This window comes from Methylobacter sp. BBA5.1 (genome assembly GCF_000746145.1).
GTDB lineage: Bacteria > Pseudomonadota > Gammaproteobacteria > Methylococcales > Methylomonadaceae > Methylobacter > Methylobacter marinus.
The window spans coordinates 165,369-184,348 of the sequence record NZ_JQKS01000005.1; the positions used below are offsets into that span (position 1 = coordinate 165,369).

Below are 18,980 nucleotides of genomic sequence, written 5' to 3' on the forward strand. Positions count from 1 at the left end.
TATGAAAAAAGTGGTGGTATTAGGCAGCGTCGGCATGGCAGGCCATATCATGACCGAATACCTGCAGGCGACCGGTGAATATCATGTCCACGGCGTCGCGCGCGAACACGGCCGTTATATCGATAAGAAACTGGATGTGCTTGATTTTTCCGGGCTGCAGGACTATCTCAGCGAGGTAAAGCCGGATCGGGTGATTAACTGCATCGGCGTGCTCGTCAGCCAGTCCTCCAATGATCTGTGCACCGCCATCCAGATCAACAGTTATCTGCCGCATTTTCTTTCCCGGCTGGGCACGGAACTTGGCTTCAAGCTGGTCCATATCAGCACGGACTGTGTGTTCTCCGGCAAGGATGGCCAGTATCATGAAGATGCCTTCCGGGACGGCAACGACAACTATGCGAGAACCAAAGCGCTGGGCGAAGTCATTAACGATCGCGATCTGACCATCCGCACCTCCATCATTGGCCCGGAGCTCAAACACAACGGCACCGGCCTGCTGGACTGGTTTTTTAAGCAGCAGGGTGAAATCAAAGGCTATTCCAGAGCTTACTGGTCCGGCGTGACGACGCTTGAATTGGCAAAAGCAACCCATGAACTGATCAGGCAGGATCTTACCGGACTTTACCAGTTATGCCCGGACGAAAAGATATCGAAATATGAATTGCTCAGGCTTTTCGCCCAGGTATGGAATCAGGATATTTCAGTGCAACCTTATGAAAACTATATGGTTGATAAAAGCCTGGTGTGCACGCGAACTGATTTTAATTACCGCAAACCGGCCTATGAGGCCATGTTGATTGAGCTGCGCGACTGGATGAATGCGCATTCCGACTATTATTCCCATTACCGGCTGAGTTAAATGAAAGTACTGTTAATAATTGACGATTACTTGCCCGACAGCATCAAGGTCGGCGCCAAGATGATGCATGAGTTGGCTGTCGAGTTTGTGGCGCGCGGGAATCAGGTCACCGTGATCACGCCGGATCACAGAATCGGCAAGCGAGCCGAAACAACGGTGCTGGATGGCGTGACCGTCTGCCGCTTTCGTTCGGGCGAAATCAAAAACGTTGCCAAGGTGAAAAGAGCCGTTAATGAGACGCTGCTTTCCTATAATGCCTGGCGGGCCTATAAAAACCACTTCAATAACAACAGGCATGACCTGATTGTTTATTATTCGCCGACCATTTTCTGGGGCAGTCTGGTCAGGAAGCTGAAAAAAAACTGGGGCGCGCCAAGCTACCTGATTCTGCGGGACTTTTTTCCGCAATGGGTCATTGATAACGGCATTTTGAGCGCCCGCTCGCCGATCACTAAATACTTCCGGTTTTTCGAGTGGCTCAACTATCAGGCCGCCGATACGATCGCGATCCAATCGCCCGGCAATAAGACCTGGTTTGCCAGGACGACGCAAACCGGCAAGCCTTTGGAGGTGCTGTATAACTGGGCCGCCAACGAGCCCGTGCCTTCACGCGGCGGCCATTATCGCGAAGCCCTGGGGCTCAAGGATAAAGTTGTTTATTTTTATGGCGGCAACATCGGCCACGCGCAGGACATGATGAATATTGTGCGCCTGGCAAAAAATATGCGGACAGAAACCAGGGCGCATTTTGTCCTGGTCGGCGACGGCGATGAAGTCGGGCTTGTTCGCAGCGCCATGGCCCGGGAAGGTTTGAACAATATTTCATTGCTGCCCGCTGTTTCCCAGGATGAATTCAAACAGATGCTGGCCGAATTCGATGTCGGACTCTTTACGCTTCATCCCGGTCATTCGACCCATAATTTTCCCGGCAAGCTGTTGGGCTACATGGTTCAGCATATGCCCATACTGGGCAGTATTAATCCGAATAATGACCTGAAGCCGGCGATAGAAGAAGCGGGGGGCGGCCTGATTACCGTCAATGGTGATGATGAAGGCTTGCTGAACAATGCCTTGACGCTGCTGCATGATGAAACACTGAGAATTCAGATGGGGGAAAATGCGAACAGACTCTTGAATGAGCAGTTTTCGGTTGCATCCGCCGTGGACAGAATCACCGCATTCGCTGTCGGTCATGGGGTCAAGACGGCAAGCAATAGAGCCGCGATACCGGAGAAACCCGAGCCGGCGCCGCTGCATTCAGGTGTATTGGCCAAAAACGGTTAAAGCCGGCGTTGTCCGGCCCATCTCCTTGTAAACAGACTGCAAACGAGCAACCTATTTCAACAATGGAAAAATCGCCCTGAAGAAAAAAGTGAAACCCTTTCCAGTCGGCAGGCCGGCTGATTTTTGTAGAGATTATCTATTTACCCGTCGTACTTTTTAACTTAAGGATTAAACATAAAATGCTATCTGATCATCTGTTTGAATATTGGGCAGTATTTGGTGTATCTGCCGCGATTGTTATTTTATTAACTCCATTATTTATAAAACTGGCTCCGCTTGCAGGCCTGATGGATGTGCCTGATGAGCGTTGCATTCATAAAAAAATCACGCCATTAGGCGGCGGCGTCATTGTATTCATTGGCTTTAATGTCGCTTGTTATTCGCTTTATCACTATTTCTGGCCAGATTTTACCGGCCATCTGGATATCGGCTGGTGGCAGGCTTTTTTCATTTCGTCAGCCATTTTGCTGATTGTCGGTTTAGTGGATGACATTGCTGGAATGTCGCCTTTAAACAAACTGGCGGGACAGGCGCTGGCAACGGTTTGCCTTTATTTAATCTCAGGCCATCAATTTAATTTGCTGGGTTTTGATTTCGGCTTTTGGGGCGGCATGGTGTTTGTTCTGATCTGGACGCTGGGCATCGTCAATGCGTTTAATTTGATTGATGGCCTGGATGGCTTATGTTCGGGACTGGCGATGATCTCCAGCGTCGGCCTGGCGGCTGTGTTCATGTTCCGGGGCGTGCCCGGCGACGCGATGATCTGCCTGGCTCTGGCGGGCGGCTGCGTGGGCTTTCTGCGTTATAATTTCTTCCCGGCCAAGGTTTTTCTGGGCGATACCGGCAGCATGTTTCTAGGTTTCGCCCTGGCCAGCATCAGCTTGCACGCGGGGGGCAAGGGCTCATTCTTTGTCATTCTGGCCGCGCCTTTTTTTATTGCCGGCATTCCGATTATCGACACGCTGCTGGCCATCTGGCGCCGTTCAATCCGCAAGGTACTGGCGCATCGCGACGGCAATCCCGGCGTTAAAATCATGCAGCCGGATAAAGAACACTTGCATCACCGGTTGCTTGATTACGGCCTTAAACAGCATCATGTCGCGTTGGTCTTGTATGCGGTCAACATGCTGATTGTCGGTTTGGGGCTGTTTTTCATCATCGCCCAGGAGGCCGCCAACGGCCTGCTTTTCATCATTCTGATCACCGCTGTTTATCTGCTGGTTAAATACGTGCTGCAGATCGAGTTATGGGAGACCTCCAGGCTGCTGGCCCGGTCCAACGACAAACCCCGGATCACGCGTTTCAAGTTGATATTTTATCCGTTGTTCGATTTGCTGTGGATGTCGCTTTCCGTATGGCTGGCAGGCATGATCGTGCTGTCGGGAAAGCAGCCGTTTCACGGCATCGGCGACTGGGCTTTCCAGGTGTTTTTATGGGTCATGCCGGTGCTGTCATCGCTATTGATGTCCAAGGTTTACATTAAAATCTGGCGCAATAGCGTTTTCAGGGACTATCTGTCCTTGATGCTGGCCGTGCTTGTCGGCTGCAGCATTAGCTGGGCACTGGTTTGCCTGCTGACCGGCAATGCGGGCATTGCCACGTTTAACCAGTTACTGCTGTTTTGTCTGTTCTCACTGATCGGCGTGATCGGCATACGGACGCCCCATCAAGTCATCAGGGAATGGTGCGCGGTCAACCATCGGCACAATAAACGCAATGTCTTGATATACGGCGCCGGTACCCATGGCGGTTTATACGTGCGGGAGCGCCATTTAAATCACAGTGTCGAGCTGGATTCGGTGAATGTGGTCGGCTTTATCGATGACAACAGCCTGTTAAGGCAAAAATATGTTTACGGCAAGGCCGTATTGGGCCAGTTGAGCGATTTCAATGAGCTGGTTTCAAAGCACCATATCGATGAGGTCATACTGACGACCGCCATTTCAACCGATAACTTATCCAAATTAAAACAGATCGCCGAGCAGCATAAGATCAAACTGATGGAATGGCGCGCCTATACTGTTGGCGTTCACTAGGTAAAACTGAATGATCTTCTATAGCTTGTTGGCTGTCGTATTATTGTCGCCTTTGCCTTACGGGGCCAACCGTCCCTGGTCATGGAGCCTGTGCGCCCTGTTGATAGCGCTGTTGGCCATGGCTTGGGCGGTGCGGTTTTTTGTCCAAAAACGGCAAACTCCTTTTTTTCGGCATTTCGCTGCGATTGGCGATGCCGCCGTTTTGTTTTTTGTCGCCTTGGTCTGGGCCTGTATGCAAACGACCGGTTATATCTCCGGGCCGCATCCGTTATGGCAGCTGCAAAATGAACTGTTGAACTTCTCCGCCGGCGCTGTTTCACTGAATCCGGCCGATACGGTGACGTCAATCATGCGCCTGCTCAGCTATGCGTTGGTGTTCTGGCTGGCCTTATGCTATGGCCAGGACAGCCGCAAGGCCAGAACCGTCTTTTATGGCTTGATGGTGGCCGGTTTTATTTATGCGGTTTATGGCCTGATTATTCAATTAGGCGATTTCAGAATGGTGCTCTGGCGTGAAAGGTCTTATGCCGGTTCCGTCTCCTCGACTTTTATCAATCGCAACCATTTTGCGACATTTGCGGGGTTAACGCTGCTTTGCTCGCTGGCTTTGCTCAGCGAACGCATGCAAACCATGGGGGAATACAATCTGTCCGGCAATCTGGGTAAACAGCGCTTTATCGAGAACCTGATCACCCGGGCCTGGTTTCCCTTGCTGGCTTTTTTCACCATCGGTTCGGCATTAATCCTGTCATACTCGCGCGGCGGATTTTTGAGCGTCAGTCTGGCGCTGTTGGCGTTTTTGTTGCTCTTTTATGTCAACCCCCGTACCCGCAACAAAAATACCTTGATAATATTCGGTTCCCTGATCCTGTTTGGCGCGATCATTTTTTTCGTCAGCAGCGAGGCGTTGCTTGATCGTTTCGGCCGCCTCGACGAGGAAAGCAAAATCAGAACGACGGTCTATGATTTGACCTGGAACAGTATTTTGAGCAATCCCTGGGCAGGTTTCGGATTGGGCAGTTACGAGGAGGCATTTCACTTGTACCAGAGCATGGATATCAGCGGAAACGAAGTAACGCCGATGATTCATGACTACGCGCATAACACATATCTGGAAGCTGTTTTTGAACTGGGTTTGCCGGCGGCCCTGGCGTTGTTTTACGGTTTTGTAAAGATCGCCTGGATTTGTTTTAAAGGCTTTCTGAACAGAAAGAGGGATATGATCTTCCCGGCCATCGGTGTCGCTGCCACGGTTTTGATCGGGGCTCATTCGTTAATTGATTTCAGCATGCAAATTCCGGCCGTTTCTTATGCTTACGCATTATTGATGGGCGTGGCCTGTGCGCAGTCTTTCAGTTCTTCCGCCCAGTCCCGTACGCGAAAAGCCAAAAAATGGCCGGATTACGCCGCGGCATAACCCGGCCATGAGAGGATGATTGATGCGCCGACACCGATGCTTAAGCATAACGGGACCGGAGGATCAGTTTGGGGTTGAACAGCTTCTGTCTGCGGCTGGGCTGTCTCTGCAGGCTGTCTTTATACATGACGCCGAGAATGTCTCTTTCGGCTTCCAGCCAATCGTAAAGCTCATGGCCGGGAGAAAAATCGCGGCATTTGGCTTTGTAATAGGCGGCCTCGGCGATCATGGGTTTCACATGTTCAGGGACAGGCGCTACCGGTGCCGGATCACTGGTAAAGCCCAATTTCAACAGGTTCAGCAGATCCTGAGGCACATTGTTTTTGATGCCGATCCCGGCAGGCTCCAACTCCGCGCAAGTGCCAAACAGGCGATCCCAGATTGACAGTACAAATCCATAGTTGCGGTCATGCTCGCGGCGTTCGGTTGAATGATGCACCCGATGCAGGCAGGGCACGATGATGAGTCGGCCCAGCAGTTTTTCGCCGCGAAAGGTAATGTTCGAGTGGTGGAACATGACGAACAGCGTCGTGATGGTCTCATTGATCAGCACGGTGGTTTTATCCGCGCCCAACAGGATAATGTAAGCCGCTTTCAGCGCCGTGATAATGAACAGTTCAATGAAATGGACGCGAAACGCGGTTGAAACATTTAAATAAGGATCGCTGTGGTGGACTTTGTGAAACATCCACAGGCAGTCAAAGCTGTGGCTGGCTTTATGCCAGAAGTAATGCATCAGGTCGAGCAATAAGAACGACAGAAAGGCTGCCCAGACGGGATTGGCAATATAGCTCAGCAAGCCGTTGCCTGAATATTGTTCGGCCAGCAGCAACAGCGACGAAACCGGCAATAGCGAAAGCGCCGCGCTGTTGAAAACAAACAGGTTGATATTGGCTTGAAAGGATTTGCGCCGGCCCGTCGGGGGAAGTTTTTCTTTAGGGGCACTCACCTCAAGTGTTGAAAGGATGACAAAAAACACAAGCAGTGCTGTCGTGGCTAATTCTCCGGATGTCAGCGCTGCCCATGTAATAAGGGATTCGAGAAATGCATTGAAGTGTGACATCGACTTTTCCTTTTAACTTAAGGAACGTGAATTTTATAACTCCCGCAATTGAGTTGTCTTTCCGTCCCTCTTCGGCGTTGCGCAAACAGTTACATAGCTTGCTATGCGCCTGTTTGCGCGCCTTGAACAGGAACAGAAATCCTGCCTCAATTGCGGGTCTTATTTCATTCCCGTCCCAAACTGGTATAACAACCCAATGGCCAGTAGCTTAAATCAACTTTATTAACCCTTGATGACATCGGGCGCGGTAGTTTTTCTCTAGACATGAATAACGCGAGCAATCGGCATGCCATAGGCCTAAGCGGTCCTCGCTAAAAGCAGCCGGAGCCTTATCCTGTCAGGCCTGGCGGATAATCAGACAGCATCGGCACCGATAAAAAGGGGCGTCGGAAAGGTCCGTCGACGGTGGTTGAGTGCATCAGTAAGGCGCAATGTCTCTTTTTTTTGCACCAATAAGGCATATTGCCGCATGATTCGATCTGATTTGAAGGCTTATCCATAAAGCGCGTCAACATCGTATGTCGGGTGAGGCGGCGTTCTGTTGGTGCGTCAACATTATGGCCGCAGACCGGCATCAAACCGGTAAACAGTGGTGTGACGATAGTCGTCAGTCGGTTGTAACAGCGTCGAGGGAAACGCGGGCTGGTTAGGGGAGTCGGGAAAATGCTGAGGTTCCAGGCAGAAGCCCGCGTGTTTTTCATAAAACCGGCCGCCTTTGCCGCACAGCCGGCCATCGAGAAAATTACCGCTGTAGAACTGAATGCCGGGCTGCGTCGTATAGACGCTCATGCGGCGCCCGCTTGACGGTTCCGTGACTTCGGCGGCCAATTGGCAATGGCCGGGGGCTTTCGACACGATCCAGTTATGATCATAACCGCCCGCCGCGCGGCGCAACTGTTCATCATCTGGTTGCAGTCGCGCGCCGATGGGCGTCAAGCGTTGAAAATCCATGACAGTGTCGGTCACAGGGGCTTGTTCGCCAGTAGGGATCAGCGTGTCGTCGACCGGCAAAAAGCGGTCCGCCAGCAGACGCAGGCGATGATCGAGCACCGTGCCGCATCCTGCCAGGTTGAAATAGGCATGATGGCTCAGATTGATGATGGTCGGCGCGTCGGTTTGGGCGCGATAGTCGAGCCGCAGTTCATTGCGTGCCGTCAGGGTATAAGTCACTTCGGCTTGCAGATTGCCGGGATAGCCTTCTTCGCTGTCCGGGCTCAGGTAGCTCAGCGTTAGCCGCGGCTCCGTTTCCGGGCCGGACGGCCGCGCCCGCCACAGGCGCCGGTCGAATCCGGCCCGGCCGCCATGCAGGTGATTGGGACCGTTATTGCAGGCCAATTGATAATCCATACCCTGCAAACGAAACCGGCCCTGGGCAATACGGTTGGCATAGCGGCCGATGATGGCGCCGAAATAAGGATGCTCGCCCAGATAAGGCGCCAGGGTGTCGAAGCCGAGCACGACATCGGTCAGGCGGCCGTGCCGGTCGGGCACCTGCAACGACATCAGGATGCCGCCATAGGTCATGATCTTCGCGGCCATGCCGGCGTCATTGGTCAACGTATAGCCATCGACGGGCCGGCCGTCATGAGTCGAGCCTAGCGGCTGCCGCGTGATCGGCATGTTTTTACCGTGACGGCTCGGGAACCAGCAGACAGCCATTGCGGCCGGACCGGTTGTAAAGCTTCAGGGTCTCCAGGCCGATATGCCGCGCCGCCCCCTGTTCACACAACGCCACACAGGCACCGCCGAAACCGGCGCCGGTAAGCCGCGCGCCGTATACGCCGGACTGGCGTTGCAGAATCGCGACCAGTTCGTCGAGTTCGGGTATCGACACTTCGTAATCATCGCGCAGACTGTCGTGCGAGGCATTCATCAGCTGCCCGAATTTATCGGCGCTGATGGGCTCGCGGGCGCGCAGCACGCGGTTGTTTTCGCTGACCACGTGACGGGCGCGGCGGCACAGCGGTTCCGGCAGCGATTCCGTCAGGCTCGGCTCCGGCACGTCACGTAGCGCGGCCACGCCCAGCAGCCTGGCCGCCGCTTCGCATTCGGCGCGGCGCTCGTTGTATTTACTGCCCGCCAGGGTGCGCATGATGCCGGAATCGAGCACCAGAATTTCGCTGCCGGCCGGCAGCGGCAGCTTACGTCGATCCAGTGTGCGCATATCGAGAAACAGCATCTGGCCCACGTCGGCCAGGCTGGATGCCATCTGGTCCATCAGGCCGCAATGGACCCCGGCGTAGTCGATTTCGGCGCGTTGCGCGAGCCGGGCAATCTGGACGTCGTCCAGCGGCAGCGAAAGCAGTACACGCAAGGCCCGCAGCATTGCCACTTCCAGCGCGGCGCTGGAAGACAGGCCCAGCCCGATAGGGATGTTGGAGGCGATATAAATGTCCAGTTTCGGCACATCGATGCCGAGCGCTTCGACTTGTTTCAGGCAACCGTAGATGTACTGGCCAAAATGCTCCTCCGGCATGCCCGCCATATTGAATTCTATAAACTGGTTCAGGTTGGCGGCATAAACCCTGAAGATGTTGCCCTCGTTAGGGCGCAGCAGCACGTGCGTGGATTGCCGGATCGCCGTCGGCAACACATAGCCGTCGTTGTAGTCGGTATGTTCGCCGAGCAGGTTGACGCGTCCCGGTGCCTCGGCGCTGGCGGTCGGATGCGTGCCGAATATGGCGGTGAATGTTTTCATAAGTTACAGGCTCCCAATATCGACGCTAATAGTCTGAAGTTCGCGCGCTTTATCCTCGGGCAGAACGTCCATGGCAAACAGGCCGGCGCCCAATTCGGTGCCGGCCAGGTATTTCAGTTTGTCCGCCGTGCGGTAAGGCGGAAAAAATTCGGCGTGCAGATGCGCTTCGGGATGCTTCTGATCATCGGTCGGGGCTTGATACCAGGCCATCAGATAAGGAAAGGCCCTATGCCATAAGGCATCATATTTCATCAACACGGTTTTCAGCGCGCGCGCCAGATCGGCGCCCTGGACATCGTTCAGCTTGGTAAAATCGGGCACGGGCTCGATCGGCGCCACCCAGACCTCATACGGGTAGCGTGCGCAGACCGGCACAAAGGCGACGGCGTGTTCGCCCTGGTACAGGATGCGTTTCGCCTCGCGCAGTTCTTGCTTGATCAATGAAGACAGCAGACTGCGGCCATGTAGCCGGTAATGGCTGAGTTCTTCCTGCCGCATGCGCGCGGGCACGGGCGGCACGGTCGGATAGGCATAGATTTGCCCGTGCGGATGATGCAGCGTGACCCCGACTTCGGCGCCGCGGTTCTCGAACGGCAGCACGTAAGCGATGTCGGGATGCCGACCCAGTTGCTGGGTGCGTTCCGCCCAGACCTGCAACAGCAATTCGATATGCGCCAGCGGCAGCGCCGCCAGCGAGGAATGGGCGTCCTGCGTAAACACCACGACTTCGCATTTGCCGGTTGCCGGCCTCGTCGGCACGATTAGGTCAGGTGCGGAATGCGCTTCCAGGCTCAAGGACGGAAAACGGTTGTCGAAGACAGCGATTTGCCATTTGCCCGGCGGCAGTTCGGTCGGGTTGTCGGGCTGAGTGGTCACGGCCAGCGGGTTGTATTCCGGCGGCGGCAGGAACGTGCGCCCCTGCCGATAGGCGGCATAAGTGACCCATTCGCCGAGTAAGGGATGCCAGCGTAAATGCGGATTAGCCTGCAGCGACTCCGGGAACGGACTGGGCGCGCTTACACTTGCGTCATCAAGCGGGTGCCGGCTGTACAGCCAGAGATGCCGGCCGTCCGGCTTGGTCAATTCGCGCATGTACATATCAGACGCCTCCGTGAATATGGGAGCTGGACATGCGCGTGATATCGGCAATGACGTCCAGCGGCAGTTTGGGAGTGCGATCGGCGCACAGCAGGCCGTTGGCTTCCTGAAAGGTATCGGCGAACTGCGTGTAACAGAAGCCGCTGAACAGCGCCGCGTCGGTAATGACTTCGATGAGTGCTTTATAGGTACGGGTAAATTCCTCGTCGTTATGGACGGCCGAATAGCCCCAGGTCTGCCGCACGCCCGGTTGCGGGCATTTGGCGTAGGCGACGCCGCCGAATTCGGTCAGCATGATCGGCTGGCCGCGATGCGGGTAGCCGTCCAGGGTCAGAATGCGGCCGCCCGGGCGCCGGCGGTCGAACAACTGCTCGGGATTCGCCTCGGCGCCATAGCGCGCCCTGAGATGGTCCGGGCGGGGATCATAATCGTGAATGCCGAGAATGTCGGTGGCGCTGCTTTCCCAGCCGTCATTGCCGATGACCGGCCGGGTCACATCCAGTGTTTTGGTCAGGTGGTAAAGCGCCACGACGGCACTGCGATGCGCCTCTAGCGACGTCAGTTCCGGCACGCCCCAGGATTCGTTGAACGGCACCCAGACGATCACGCTGGGATGGCTGTAATCGCGTTCGATGGCTTCGGCCCATTCCTTCACCATGCGCTTGATGGCCGTGCGCGTGAACTGATAGGCGGAGGGCATTTCCTCCCAGACCAGCAGGCCCAGCCTGTCGGCCCAGTACAGATAGCGCGGGTTTTCGATCTTCTGGTGTTTGCGCACGCCATTGAAGCCCATCGCCTTAGCCAGTTCGATATCGGTGCGCAGGGCATCGTCGTCAGGCGCCGCCAGCAGGGTGTCGGGCCAATAGCCCTGATCCAGCACCAGTCTCAGGAAGTACGGGCGGCCGTTCAACATGAAGCGGTCGCGCAGGATGTTGACCGAGCGCAAGGCCGTGTAGGAGGTGAATTCGTCCAGTACCTCATCGCCGCGCTTCAGGCGAATCTCGGCGTCGAGCAGGGTTGGCCGCTCCGGACTCCACAGCAGTTCATTGCGGAAATCATCGATGCCGGGATCGGACAGGATAATGCGCCGGTCCGCATCGCCGTCGATGACATGATAGCTGTCCCAGGCCAGTACGCGGTCCTGATGCTGCAACTTGACCTCCACCGACAGGCCGGTGGTATCGCCGCCTATGACGCGTGCTTCGAAGCCGATCGAGAATTCCTCCAGATGAGGCGTCCAGCGGATTTTGCTGACATAGCTGCGGCCCACGCGTTCCAGCCATACGGTCTGCCAGATGCCGGTCGTGCGCGGATACCAGATGGAGTGCGGCTCCCGTTGCCAGTCCTGTTTGCCGCGCGGCTTGGCCAGTTCATGCGGGTCATCTTCCACATAGACGGTCACGGTTTGGTCGCCCGAGTCATTCAACGCAAATGTGATATCGCCGAAAAACGGCGTATGCCCGCCTTCATGGCTGACGATCAGGCAGCCGTTGACCCACACCTTGGCGAAGTAGTCGACGGCGCCGAAACGCAGCAGCACGCGGCCGTCATTTTCGGGCTTGATATGGAAATCGCGCTCATACCAGCAGGCGGCATGAAACCCGCGGTCGCCGATGCCGCTGGCTTGCGATTCCGGCGGGAACGGCACCAGAATCTCCAGCGGCCATTCGGTAATATCGGATGGCTGGCGGAACTTGCGTTGCTCGTCGAAGACAAAGCGCCAAGGTCCATCCAATGACATCCAGTGCTTACGTACCAGTTGAGGACGGGGGTAGGGGCAAGTCACAGCGATCTCCTTATTAGACAAGTTGACCAACTTCGTATAGACCATCAGACCATCCGTCCCGTGCACAGTTCGGCGGGATATTTTTATCACTGCGGCAGATGCCCGGCAGATTCGCTTGCAAGCCGCCGGATCAGGCGCCATTGACGATGGCGCGCCGGGCCTGAATTTAAAACTTGCTACAATGAGCAACTTTGGAACGGGAATTATAAAATTCACATTCCTTATCAATCGGGTAATCAGATGACGGAAGGAGATCTATGAAAACAAGAGACAGGCGGCGGGGACTGGTGGTGGTCAATACCGGCGAAGGCAAGGGTAAATCGTCCAGCGCTTTGGGCATGGTGTTCCGTGCCGCGGGCTGGGGCATGAAAGTCTGCGTGATCCAGTTCATCAAGGGACAATGGCAAACGGGCGAGCAAAAGGCCGCCGAGCGCTTCGACAACATCGAATGGCATGCCCTGGGCGACGGCTTTACCTGGGACACCAAGAATCCGGAGCAGGACATCAAGACCAGCCGGGCGATATGGGAGTTCAGCAAGCAGAAAATGGCTTCCGGCGAGTTCGATCTGGTTTTGCTCGATGAAATCAATTATTGCTGCGGTTATCACTGGATTTCGGGGCAGGAGATCGCCGATTTCATCCGCCAGCAAAAGCCGTCCTGGATGCATTTGATCCTGACCGGCCGCAACGCGCCGCCTGAAGTCATCGCCTGTGCCGATACCGTCACCGAAATGACCAAAATCAAGCACGCTTACGAACAAGGCATCAAAGCCGAGCAGGGGATTGAATTTTAAAAGGTTTTTAGGCCACGGATATCTTTCATTGCTGAGGATAAATAATTCGCATAGAATCCGAAGGGTAATACTTCATGGCGCCGGTAGCACGGCGTAATAACTATAAAACAGGAAGAGAACGCAAATGAGTGAAACAACTAAATTGATAATAGGCGTGGTGGCCTTTTTTGTCATAGGCTTCATCATGGTAGGTACAAACAAGAGCCAGTCTCCGGAGCAAATGGAGCAATCGTCACAGATCAGAGTCTATGCCTCCATGCAGTCGATGGCCAACAACAAATGCCCGGCGGCGATAAAGCAGCATACGGGCGAACAGGTATTTTTCCCCTCTGAAACAAAAAGCGATAAAGAGACTTATATTACCTTGAAGTGGGTCGGCGAAAACAAGGACGGCTTTAAAGCGGCGTCCTGCACCGTCAATGTGAATCTGGGAGGCATTTCCGAACTCATTATTGACGATAAAGTCATCATCAATAAAAAAGTCTAGCTTGATCCATCCCATACTATATAGACGCGTAGGTCGGGTTAGCGATAGCGTAACCCGACATCTACTCAAAATCTATTGATCATCACAAGTGCCGCTCGCGCATGACCGAATCGCCGGCGGGCATTCTTTTTCGTAACGGTGCCGAGGCGAGGCGTTTTTTCTGTACCGCTTCCGCCGCGCGTTTGCCGGCCAGAAAGGCATGGTCGGAATTGTAGTATTCCCATTCACTGTACCGCCCCGCCAGCAGAATATCGTGTTGCGCCAGCCATTCCCGGATAATGGCCACGGCTTCGGTCCGGGCATGATCGTAAACGACATAGCCATAAGGAATGTCCACCTGGTTGGCGACGATGACCGGATCATCGTGCCGTATCATGCTCACGGCCATGCAATCCGCGATGCAGCGCCTGATCAGTTCGTCGCCATCGCAGGGCAGGGGTTTGTCGGGTGAATAGGTGATCTCGCAGGTGAGCCCGAAGCCGCCCGCGGGGTTGCAGTGAGGACTGGCGTTACCCTGAACGAAAATGCGGTGGAATACCGTCTCCTCGGGATAATAGATCCAGTGCTTCTCGGTCAGCGCTTCGCGGCCTATCCCCAAGTTGACGCAACGGACCGAGACATGGCGCAGGCGTTCCGCGGCGGCTTTGACGGGGCCGGGCGCTTCATCGCCGATGGCGCGGATCAGCAGGGGCAGCGGCAGGGTGCTGATCAGTTGGTCATAGATGACGGTGCGGCCATTGCCGAAAGTCACGGTCTTGCGCGCGGGCGATACCGCGACGGCTTCGGTATTCAACAGGATTTTGCCTTTAATATGCGGCAGAAAGCCTTCCATGAGCGCCTGGAAACCGCCGCGCAACGGATAGCCGAAGCGGGCATTGGGGCCCATCGGCTTGGCGACCGGCCGCAGCGCGCCTTCGATCATTTCTTCCAGGTTCGGCAGCGGTACCCGGCCGCCCAGCCAGGAGGTTTCCATTTCCTTGAGCGGCACGGCCCAGAGCTTGCGGTTGTAGGGAATGGCAAAATGCTTGGCGATGCCGGCGCCCCAGGTTTGATAGATGAAATCCTCGAAATTTTGCGCGGCAGGCTGGGACGGCTTCAGGCCGGGCGCGAAGGCCAGCGGCGCTGTCGCTTCCTGGATGCCGTCCGCGCAACAGTCGTTGAGCAGAGTCGGCTTGCATAACGAAACCTGTCTGGAAGCCGTATCGGCCGCACCGGTATCGGATTTGCCGAACCGGGCCTCGACGGCGCCGACGATGCATTCCTTGATGACATCGACTGGCAGGCCGTAAAGCGCGCCCTGGAACGGATAGCGCGTATAGACGTTTTTACTGTATATCCAGGCTTCCCGATCCTGCCAGTGCACGTTGTCGCCGAGCAGCATATCGTAAAGCGCCAGTACCGTGTCGTCGTTGGAAAACATAATGTGGCCGGCATGGTCGAAGGTAAAGCCGGCTTCATTGATGGAGCGGCAGCAGCCGCCGACATGGTCGTTTTTTTCCACCAGCAGCGTATTCTCCGGCAGGTAATGAGCGGCCGCAAGCCCTGTCGGCCCGGCACCGAGAATCACGCTGTCGAAATGATGGGGCAAGGGCGCGTTCCGGGAGGGGCGATAGCCTGTCAGCATCAGGCGCGCGGTCTCATTCAATCCCTGCAGGCAGGCCGCCTCGAGATGGCCGGCGACAACGTCGGCGGTTTGGTCCCAGGATGTCGAGGCCAGCACTTCATGATAACCCGTCAGTCGTTCCTGGCGGCGTTCCGGGCTTTCGTTGAGCGCCGCCTCGCAAGCGGCTATGAAGGCCTCGGCGTCCGCTGCGATATGGACCAGGTGACCGTATGGTTCCTCCACGTCCTTGATTGGCGTGCTGATGATGGGAAGATCCGCCGCCATGTATTCCAGGGTTTTGGTCGGACTGATATAACGGGTTGCGTCGTTCAGCGCGAAAGGCAGCAGGCAGGCATCCCAGCCGGCCAGGAAATGCGGCAGCTGCTCATAGGGCTGTTGGCCGAAATAATGGATATTGGGGCGTTGCGGCAACCAGCTCTCGGGGATTTTGACCACCGGGCCGACCATGACGATTTGCCATTCGGGGTGGCTGTCGGCGAGTGCGCCGAGCAGGCCGAGATCGAGGCGTTCATCAATGACGCCGAAAAAACCCAGGCGCGGGCTGCCAAGGTCCTGCTGATCCGGATGGGCAATGGCGCGATCGAGCGCGCGGGAAAAATGGCTGGCATCAACGCTGCTCGGCAGACAGTAGACGGCAGGGTGCTTGTCGCGCCGCGCATGGTAGAGGCTGATGCCGCCCGTGAACACGACATTGGCCGCTTTCAGCAATGCGTGCTCGCGCTGTACCAGTTGGCGCGGTGCTTGCAGAAAGCCCGTTAATTCATCCATACAGTCATAAGCGATGGCTTTAGGCCGCAACTGGTTGATCAAAGGCAGCGCCATGGGCGTATATAGCCAGGCGATATAGTCCTCGATGTTTAGTTCATCAATCAGATCCGGCAGCAGGCTGTTTATCGTAGCGAGCTGGTCATCATGAAAACCGGGCGATGATATCGGCGTGTGCGGCTGGACGACCCGCACGTTCGGCGCCGCCTCGTAGTGCACGCAGTGTGCCTTGCCGTCATGGAAAACAGGTTCTTCCAGAAAGACAATCCGATAGCGTTGGGCAAGCCGGGTCATGAGCTGCTGCGGGCGCTGAAACACAAAATTCCAGCGCAGATGAGAAAAAACGATAATCGTTGACATGGTGTCTCCTAATGTTTTTGATAGAAGATAGGCTGATCTTGATGGGGCTGGAAGGTTTGGTAATAAGGGGTTTTCGCCAGTCTCCACTGGGCTTCGACCAGGCTTTTGGCATAGCGCTTGTCCATGACGCGCACGAGGTTGCCCTGGGGATCGGGGTGTATATCCCATAAGCCGCTTCGATGCCAGTGATCGAGATTCTCCCAGCCGTGCCTGTCCAGTATCGGATAAAGGCAGATGCCTTGCAGGACCACGCCCTCCTGAGCGGCCTGTATGACTTCCTCGGTAATGTCGGCGATCCACTCGCCGCGGCCGGAACCGACATGGCTGGTTTCGGCGATGACCAGCGGCCGGCCGTGACCGTAACGCTGGTTGATTTCCGCGAGCATGTCCTTGAACGGCTTGCGGCGCGGGTCCTTAAGATGCCAGAACAGGGTGTTGAAGGTTTCCCACTCCCACTGATTGCTGTGGTAGTAGTTGACGCCGATGATGTCGAGATACTTGGACGCGCCGCCCAGCTCCGGTTCTATCGCACCGGCCAGCATGTCCCAGGCCTGGTATTGCGACAGGCGCACATGCTCAGCCACTTCCGCCAGTTCCGGGCGTCCCTCGGGCGCGATCACATGAATGAGCGGGTCCACATGCAGAAAACGGGCGCGTGGGTCGACTTTCCAGATTGCCTCCATGCCCGCGATCGCGGCGCGCACGAGCTGGCGTTTGAATTCCACGCTGCGCTCGCGCAGGTGCGGGCCGTATGGGTGGATCAAGGTCGTCTCGCAGGTGGCATAAGCCAGGAACGAGATTTCGTTGATCGGCGTGTAGACAGGTTCGCTCTTGCTGAAAGGGGCCAGGAACTCCGCCGCCGCCGCTGCATAGCGGGCGTAACGCTCGATAAATCCGGCCGAGAAAATATCGATATCGCGCGGCCAGCCATAATGGCAAAGCGTCCACAGGATCTGCAGGTCGAATTCCTGCGCGGCCTCGATCAAGGGCTCCAGAAAGCTGAAATCGTAGTGATTGGGGGTCGGCTCCGCCATACGCCAGCCGATGCTCTCGCGAATGGTGCGGATACCGAAAGGCTGCAAATGCAGATAGTCCTCGCGCACGCGCATCCTGTGCTGGTTGCTATCGTTCATATCCAGCGGATGTCCGGTGCTGTTGACGTGATCCGCGCCCTCGTAACCCCCCTGCCAAAAACTGTAAAACAGGTTTTCGTTCGCATTCATGAGGCGACGGCCTCATCCTGGCCATTTTGCGGCCTGGGTACGATGGATCCGGGGCGGGAAGGCGTAACATGAAGTGCTGGCAGATTTATCGATGTGGAATGCATTTTGATTGTTGCCCGGTGAGGAAAAGAGGCGCTGCATTCCTGGCTATTCTTAATGATATTCATGGTTATCGTCCCTCTTTGAAAAATGCAAACTGAGTGTATTTCTGAGCGTAATTTCATGTCATGATGCTGCCGCATAAGATGAAATTTAGGATCTCTGTCCGCCAACGTCTGTGCGCTGCCGAACACATAGGCTTTGAGCATGAGTTCGGTATTGTTGCCATGAACGCCTATACTTGCTCATGCTCATCCTTGGATTGAGCGCTATGATTAAACAATGCCGGTAATTGATTGCCGGAGCAGATCTATAAACGGAGTAGTTGATGACTGATTCACAAAAATGGCTGATGTTTACCTTCATCGTGTTTGCCGCCTGGCTGGTTTATTTACTGGCGCCTGTGTTAATGCCGTTTGCTTTTGCGGCGATGCTGGCTTACCTGGGCGATCCGCTGGCCGATAAGCTCGAAACCTACCGTTTATCGAGAATTACCGCGGTCATCGTCGTGTTTTCGGTCATGAGTCTGGTTTTGTTTCTGGTTTTGCTGCTGTTGGTTCCGCAGCTGGAATATCAGGTCGGGCGCCTGGTCAACAATCTACCGGCTTATGCCGCCTGGCTGAATCAGGACGTCATTCCCTGGGCGCAGCGGCAGCTAGGCCTGGACATCAAGCCGGTAGCCATCGACGAGCTGATCGATGTGTTCAAAAACCACTGGCAGAAAGCCGGGGGCATCGCCGCGAATGTCATGCGGTCGTTGTCGCGGTCAGGCGCCGTGATCGCGGAATGGCTCATGAATTTACTGCTGGTCCCGGTGGTGACGTTTTACCTGTTGCGCGACTGGGACAAGCTGGTCGCCGGTATTTACGATCTGCTGCCGCGCCGCATCGCGCCGACGGCGGCCAAACTGGCCGACGAAGTCAACTCGGTTCTGGCGGCGTTTGTGCGCGGCCAGTTTTATGTCATGCTGGGGTTGGGGGTTGTTTACAGCATTGGCCTGTCCATCATAGGGCTGGATCTGGCTTTATTGATCGGCATGATGGCGGGCTTGATCAGCTTCGTGCCGTATCTGGGCGCCATCGTCGGCATCGTCATGGCCTGTGCGGCGGCCCTGGTGCAATTTCACGATGCGCTGTATCTGATTCCCGTCGCTGTTGTGTTTATGGTCGGCCAGTCCCTGGAAAGCATGTTGCTGACGCCGCTGCTGGTCGGCGATAAGATCGGCCTGCACCCGGTGGCCGTTATCTTCGCGGTTTTGGCCGGTGGGCAGTTGTTCGGTTTTCTGGGCATCCTGCTGGCCTTGCCGGTGGCGTCGGTGATCATGGTGCTGTTGCGGCATATGCATGAAAGTTATCGGGATAGCGCTTTTTACAGCCAACGGTAAGGC

At 55.6% G+C, this 18,980-nt stretch carries 14 protein-coding genes; 7 read left to right on the plus strand and 7 right to left on the minus strand.

The window, feature by feature from the left end:
- Position 1: 1 nt before the first annotated feature.
- The 4 genes from EK22_RS04905 to EK22_RS04920 all read left to right on the plus strand — a co-directional run bounded on the left by EK22_RS04905 (position 2) and on the right by EK22_RS04920 (position 5,596).
- Positions 2–859 carry a dTDP-4-dehydrorhamnose reductase family protein gene (locus tag EK22_RS04905; protein ID WP_036248565.1) on the plus strand — a complete coding sequence of 286 codons (858 nt, stop codon included), beginning with the start codon at positions 2–4 and terminating at the stop codon, positions 857–859.
- Positions 860–2,143: a glycosyltransferase family 4 protein gene (locus EK22_RS04910; RefSeq protein WP_036248568.1), complete on the plus strand. Its 1,284-nt coding sequence runs from the start codon at positions 860–862 to the stop codon at positions 2,141–2,143.
- A 179-nt stretch (positions 2,144–2,322) separates the two neighbouring features.
- Entirely contained in the window at positions 2,323–4,179 is a 1,857-nt protein-coding gene (locus EK22_RS04915) for a hypothetical protein (protein WP_036248571.1), read from the plus strand.
- Positions 4,180–4,189: 10 nt separating this feature from the next.
- Positions 4,190–5,596 (plus strand): O-antigen ligase family protein, encoded by a 1,407-nt coding sequence (locus EK22_RS04920; protein ID WP_036248574.1) that lies wholly within the window; start codon positions 4,190–4,192, stop codon positions 5,594–5,596.
- Between the two features lie 40 nt (positions 5,597–5,636).
- On the opposite strand, the gene EK22_RS04925 is transcribed toward EK22_RS04920, so the two are convergent.
- From EK22_RS04925 to EK22_RS04950, 5 genes are all read right to left on the minus strand, one after another.
- Positions 5,637–6,659, minus strand: coding sequence for a sterol desaturase family protein (locus EK22_RS04925; RefSeq protein WP_020159421.1), 1,023 nt, complete (start codon positions 6,657–6,659; stop codon positions 5,637–5,639).
- Positions 6,660–7,214: 555 nt separating this feature from the next.
- Positions 7,215–8,279 carry an aldose epimerase family protein gene (locus tag EK22_RS04935; protein WP_036248647.1) on the minus strand — a complete coding sequence of 355 codons (1,065 nt, stop codon included), beginning with the start codon at positions 8,277–8,279 and terminating at the stop codon, positions 7,215–7,217.
- A gap of 4 nt (positions 8,280–8,283) precedes the next feature.
- Positions 8,284–9,357, minus strand: coding sequence for a galactokinase (gene galK / locus EK22_RS04940; RefSeq protein ID WP_036248580.1), 1,074 nt, complete (start codon positions 9,355–9,357; stop codon positions 8,284–8,286).
- A gap of 3 nt (positions 9,358–9,360) precedes the next feature.
- Entirely contained in the window at positions 9,361–10,455 is a 1,095-nt protein-coding gene (gene galT / locus EK22_RS04945) for a galactose-1-phosphate uridylyltransferase (RefSeq protein ID WP_036248583.1), read from the minus strand.
- 1 nt (position 10,456) lies between these two features.
- On the minus strand, positions 10,457–12,241 hold the full coding sequence (locus EK22_RS04950) for a glycoside hydrolase family 2 protein (RefSeq protein WP_036248650.1): 1,785 nt from the start codon (positions 12,239–12,241) through the stop codon (positions 10,457–10,459).
- Between the two features lie 257 nt (positions 12,242–12,498).
- Between EK22_RS04950 and cobO the strand changes: the two genes are divergently transcribed.
- A complete protein-coding gene (gene cobO, locus EK22_RS04955; RefSeq protein WP_020159427.1) occupies positions 12,499–13,035 on the plus strand; it encodes a cob(I)yrinic acid a,c-diamide adenosyltransferase in 537 nt (178 codons plus the stop codon).
- 124 nt (positions 13,036–13,159) lie between these two features.
- Positions 13,160–13,522 (plus strand): hypothetical protein, encoded by a 363-nt coding sequence (locus EK22_RS04960; RefSeq protein ID WP_020159428.1) that lies wholly within the window; start codon positions 13,160–13,162, stop codon positions 13,520–13,522.
- An 82-nt stretch (positions 13,523–13,604) separates the two neighbouring features.
- On the opposite strand, the gene EK22_RS04965 is transcribed toward EK22_RS04960, so the two are convergent.
- Positions 13,605–16,271, minus strand: a complete 2,667-nt coding sequence (locus EK22_RS04965) for an NAD(P)-binding protein (protein WP_051961683.1) — start codon at positions 16,269–16,271, stop codon at positions 13,605–13,607.
- An 8-nt stretch (positions 16,272–16,279) separates the two neighbouring features.
- Positions 16,280–17,494 carry a beta-galactosidase gene (locus EK22_RS24880; protein WP_036248586.1) on the minus strand — a complete coding sequence of 405 codons (1,215 nt, stop codon included), beginning with the start codon at positions 17,492–17,494 and terminating at the stop codon, positions 16,280–16,282.
- Positions 17,495–17,921: 427 nt separating this feature from the next.
- Between EK22_RS24880 and EK22_RS04980 the strand changes: the two genes are divergently transcribed.
- Entirely contained in the window at positions 17,922–18,977 is a 1,056-nt protein-coding gene (locus EK22_RS04980; protein WP_036248591.1) for an AI-2E family transporter, read from the plus strand.
- Positions 18,978–18,980: the final 3 nt, after the last annotated feature.

Bases quoted from the DNA above. Each gene is read 5' to 3' on its own strand.
- EK22_RS04905 (WP_036248565.1), top strand. From the start codon at position 2: ATGAAAAAAGTGGTGGTATTAGGCAGCGTCGGCATGGCAGGCCATATC.
- EK22_RS04910 (WP_036248568.1), top strand. From the start codon at position 860: ATGAAAGTACTGTTAATAATTGACGATTACTTGCCCGACAGCATCAAG.
- EK22_RS04915 (WP_036248571.1), top strand. From the start codon at position 2,323: ATGCTATCTGATCATCTGTTTGAATATTGGGCAGTATTTGGTGTATCT.
- EK22_RS04920 (WP_036248574.1), top strand. From the start codon at position 4,190: ATGATCTTCTATAGCTTGTTGGCTGTCGTATTATTGTCGCCTTTGCCT.
- EK22_RS04925 (WP_020159421.1), bottom strand. From the start codon at position 6,659: ATGTCACACTTCAATGCATTTCTCGAATCCCTTATTACATGGGCAGCG.
- EK22_RS04935 (WP_036248647.1), bottom strand. From the start codon at position 8,279: ATGCCGATCACGCGGCAGCCGCTAGGCTCGACTCATGACGGCCGGCCC.
- galK (WP_036248580.1), bottom strand. From the start codon at position 9,357: ATGAAAACATTCACCGCCATATTCGGCACGCATCCGACCGCCAGCGCC.
- galT (WP_036248583.1), bottom strand. From the start codon at position 10,455: ATGTACATGCGCGAATTGACCAAGCCGGACGGCCGGCATCTCTGGCTG.
- cobO (WP_020159427.1), top strand. From the start codon at position 12,499: ATGAAAACAAGAGACAGGCGGCGGGGACTGGTGGTGGTCAATACCGGC.
- EK22_RS04960 (WP_020159428.1), top strand. From the start codon at position 13,160: ATGAGTGAAACAACTAAATTGATAATAGGCGTGGTGGCCTTTTTTGTC.
- EK22_RS04965 (WP_051961683.1), bottom strand. From the start codon at position 16,271: ATGTCAACGATTATCGTTTTTTCTCATCTGCGCTGGAATTTTGTGTTT.
- EK22_RS24880 (WP_036248586.1), bottom strand. From the start codon at position 17,494: ATGAATGCGAACGAAAACCTGTTTTACAGTTTTTGGCAGGGGGGTTAC.
- EK22_RS04980 (WP_036248591.1), top strand. From the start codon at position 17,922: ATGACTGATTCACAAAAATGGCTGATGTTTACCTTCATCGTGTTTGCC.